Source organism: uncultured Boseongicola sp., from assembly GCF_937988555.1.
Classification (GTDB): domain Bacteria; phylum Pseudomonadota; class Alphaproteobacteria; order Rhodobacterales; family Rhodobacteraceae; genus Boseongicola.
Map to the genome: position 1 here is coordinate 1 of NZ_CALJXO010000390.1, position 3,263 is coordinate 3,263.

Sequence of the window (3,263 nt, forward strand, 5' to 3'; positions counted from 1 at the left end):
ATCGACAATACAAAACAGATGATTGCCCCCGTGCTGATCGCCGGAAAAACAAGAGGAAGCGTGATCTTCGTGAATCGTTGCAATGGTGTGCAACCAAGATTCTCTGCGGCGTCTTCAAACGACTTGTTCACCGCCATCAGCGCAGTCTGGGTCATCAGAAAAACGAAAGGAAAGAACTTCAGTGTGAAAACAAGAACAATGCCGTGTGCGCCATATATTGTTGGCGTCTCGATCCCGATCCTTCCGAAAAAATTCGTGATAAAACCGTTGGAGCCGAGCATCATGATCCAAGCGTAGGCGCCAATGAATGGCGGAGATACTAGTACAAGAATTGCAAGCGTTGAAATCCAGGCCCGGCCCCACAAGTGGAAACGCGCGGTGAAAAATGCCAGCGGAATACCCAGCATACAGGCCCCTAATGTACCCAAAAAGCCAACAAACAACGTGTTCTTCAGTCCTTTGAGATAGAAATTCCGCGTAAAGACTTCGACGTAATTGCCCAACGTCCATTTCAGCGTATCGGCGTCAACAAAAGACAACAAAAGAACGCGAATAATCGGGATCAAAAGTAGTACGACAAGAACAACCAAAATAACGCCAGTCACGACGGTCCAAAAGTCAGGTCTGCGCAATTGCCTGATCATCCGACGCGCCGGCCAACTTCAGTCGCCTCAAAGAAGGCCAGATCATCACGTTTAACCAATACCGTGACAGAACTGCCGTTGGCTAATTCAATAATAGCGGGGTCTGGGCGTGCCAGGGATTTCAACTGTTCGCCACCGTCGGTGATCGTAAGCACTTCCATTTCTCGTCCGATAAAACTGACATCTAATATCTTAGCCGGGATCGCGATCTCTTCAGGGCTCGGAGTGACGTGACCCGATGCAACGCGTAGCGTTTCGGGCCGCACGGCACAGGCGATTTCTGTAGCATTGAATCCTGCCGCATCGAATACTTTCGCCCCACTCGACTTCAGCGAGAATTGTCCCCCCTCTTTCGACAGGGACATGAAATTGCACGCGCCGACGAAGGTCGCAACAAACCTGTTCTCAGGGCGCAAATATATGTCGAGCGGGCTAGCCGCCTGCTGAATGACACCCTGATGCATAACGCAAACGGTGTCAGACATCGCCAAAGCCTCTTCCTGATCATGTGTTACATAAACCGTGGTTATCCCAAGATCGCGCTGAATACGGCGCAGTTCTGCGCGCAGGTCCACACGCAGGCGCGCATCAAGGTTCGACAGCGGCTCGTCCATCAAAAGCACTTTTGGGCGGATCACGACGGCTCGCGCAAGTCCGACACGCTGCTGCTGCCCGCCTGACAACTCGTGCGGCATGCGATCTGCGAAAGCACCCAGTTGTACAACTTCTAGAACGTCAGCCACGCGTTTTGAAATGTCCGACGCCAACACCTTGCGTTGCTTAAGGCCAAAAGCGACATTGTCGCGAACGCTTATATGCGGAAAAATCGCATAATCCTGAAACACCATACCGACGTCTCGCCGATAGGCAGGAAGGCCCTCAATCGACTTGCCATCAACTTCGATACGTCCGGCATTCTGGTCATGGAATCCGGCAATTGTTCTAAGCAGCGTAGTCTTGCCACATCCGGATGGCCCAAGAAGCGTAAAGAAGGATCCAGACGGAATTGAAATATTTATGTCCGACAGGGCCACCACATCGCCATAAAGCTTGCGGATTCCCTTAATTTCGACCGAAGCCATTCAGTTCACCCGCAATAATAAGGGGCCGGGTCCGGTCAAGCCGGACCCGGCGATTGTAGTTTACTTATTGAACGTCAAGCACCATGTCTTTCCACTGGTCAACAAGGCGAGCCCGGTTGTCAGCTGCCCACTTACCATCGTAGCCCACCGAATTCACTTGGGCCAACGGCAACAGCGCTGGATTAGACCCAACGTCTGAACGTACGGGACGACGCCCTTGTTCGGCCACAACCGTCTGTGCTTCTTGAGACAACATGAAGTCGAGAAATGCCTTGGCGTTGTCGCCATTTGGTGCCCCGGCAATCAATGCCATGGCGTCCGGTGCAATTGCTGTGCCTTCTGCCGGATAGACGATCTGCACCGGCCCGCCGCCTTCAACGTAACGCAATGCTGCGTCTTCGAGTGTCACACCAACAGCAAGTTCGCCGTCATTGACAAAACGCGGTACCGCGCCGGAGCTATCGGACAAAACGAAGTTTGAGAGCATACCTTTATAGACTTCCCAGCCCGCTTCTTCACTATCAAAAGCTTGCAGGACGGTCGCCAACTGAATGTAGGCGGATCCGGAGGCTTCGGCACGCGCTGACGAGATCATTTCGTCGTACATCGGATCAGCCAATGCGGCCCAGCTGTCGGGGACTGGCTTGCCGTCGAGTTTGCTCTCATTGACGATAAAAGTCATGACAACAGCGGTGAATGGGGACCACATATCGCTTTGTTTCATGCCGTCGGCAAGCATGTCGGTACCCGCGGCTTCGTAGGCTTCAAAAAGCCCCGGGTTAAAGTCGATCACAGTGCCATCCACGCTCCAAAGAACGTCGCCCATCGGAGAGTCGGCCTCAGCCGTCAAACGGTTTAGCAGTTCGCCAGAGCCCGCCTTGATGATTTCGACAGACGTACCGGTCTGCTCTTCAAACATCGGCACCAACGCGTCGATGAAGTTTTGCGGGACGGCCGTATACACCGTTACAATTCCATCCGCTGCAGCCATTGACGCGCTAATTGCAATCACGGACGCAAATGCCGTGGTCTTGATCGACTTTTTCATGTGACCTCCAAGAGTCGTTTGTGCCGGGTTGCTTTCCCGACCGCACACGGTGCATTCATCGCGCCGTCTGACTACATTGCATTCCAAAATATTATATGAGTCAATACCTTGGTACTGTCAGACGAATGATAACTAGTCTCCACTAGTGCACTCGCCCTGCCCGGCTCAAGACAGTTTTCTCTGACAGCGCCCTCAGGTCGTATGTCAGGCCCGCATCACGGTACGGGGCACCCAGAAGGCTTGATTGGGGCACAAATCAGCGGCAACATGCGGGAGAACGCATTCTCCTTGGGGAATGTCGGATACAAGTTTATCGGGTCGTTGTGTTTCCCATGCTCGACACCTTGAAACCGGACTAAAGGATAATGCAAGGCGCGAAGTGCTGACGCAGGATCAGATAGATTTTTACAACGAAAACAGCTATTTGATTGTTGAAAATCAAATACCGGACGATGTTATTGCTAATATTCGCACCAAAATCGCCCGGTT

Annotated in this window: 3 protein-coding genes and 1 pseudogene; 1 reads left to right on the forward strand and 3 read right to left on the reverse strand. The window is 52.4% G+C overall.

Annotated elements, in window-relative coordinates; translation table 11 throughout:
- From Q1B15_RS23055 to Q1B15_RS23065, 3 genes are all read right to left on the reverse strand, one after another.
- Positions 1–644 (reverse strand): ABC transporter permease subunit (locus Q1B15_RS23055; RefSeq protein ID WP_299758535.1); only part of this gene is annotated, 644 nt, incomplete at its 3' end.
- Positions 641–1,726: an ABC transporter ATP-binding protein gene (locus Q1B15_RS23060; RefSeq protein WP_299758536.1), complete on the reverse strand. Its 1,086-nt coding sequence runs from the start codon at positions 1,724–1,726 to the stop codon at positions 641–643. The genes Q1B15_RS23055 and Q1B15_RS23060, both read right to left, overlap by 4 nt.
- A 64-nt stretch (positions 1,727–1,790) precedes the next feature.
- Positions 1,791–2,774, reverse strand: coding sequence for an extracellular solute-binding protein (locus Q1B15_RS23065; RefSeq protein ID WP_299758539.1), 984 nt, complete (start codon positions 2,772–2,774; stop codon positions 1,791–1,793).
- Between the two features lie 244 nt (positions 2,775–3,018).
- Between Q1B15_RS23065 and Q1B15_RS23070 the strand changes: the two are divergent.
- Positions 3,019–3,263: pseudogene (locus tag Q1B15_RS23070) on the forward strand (hypothetical protein); the annotation flags it as partial.

Bases quoted from the DNA above. Each gene is read 5' to 3' on its own strand.
- Q1B15_RS23065 (WP_299758539.1), bottom strand. From the start codon at position 2,774: ATGAAAAAGTCGATCAAGACCACGGCATTTGCGTCCGTGATTGCAATT.
- Q1B15_RS23060 (WP_299758536.1), bottom strand. From the start codon at position 1,726: ATGGCTTCGGTCGAAATTAAGGGAATCCGCAAGCTTTATGGCGATGTG.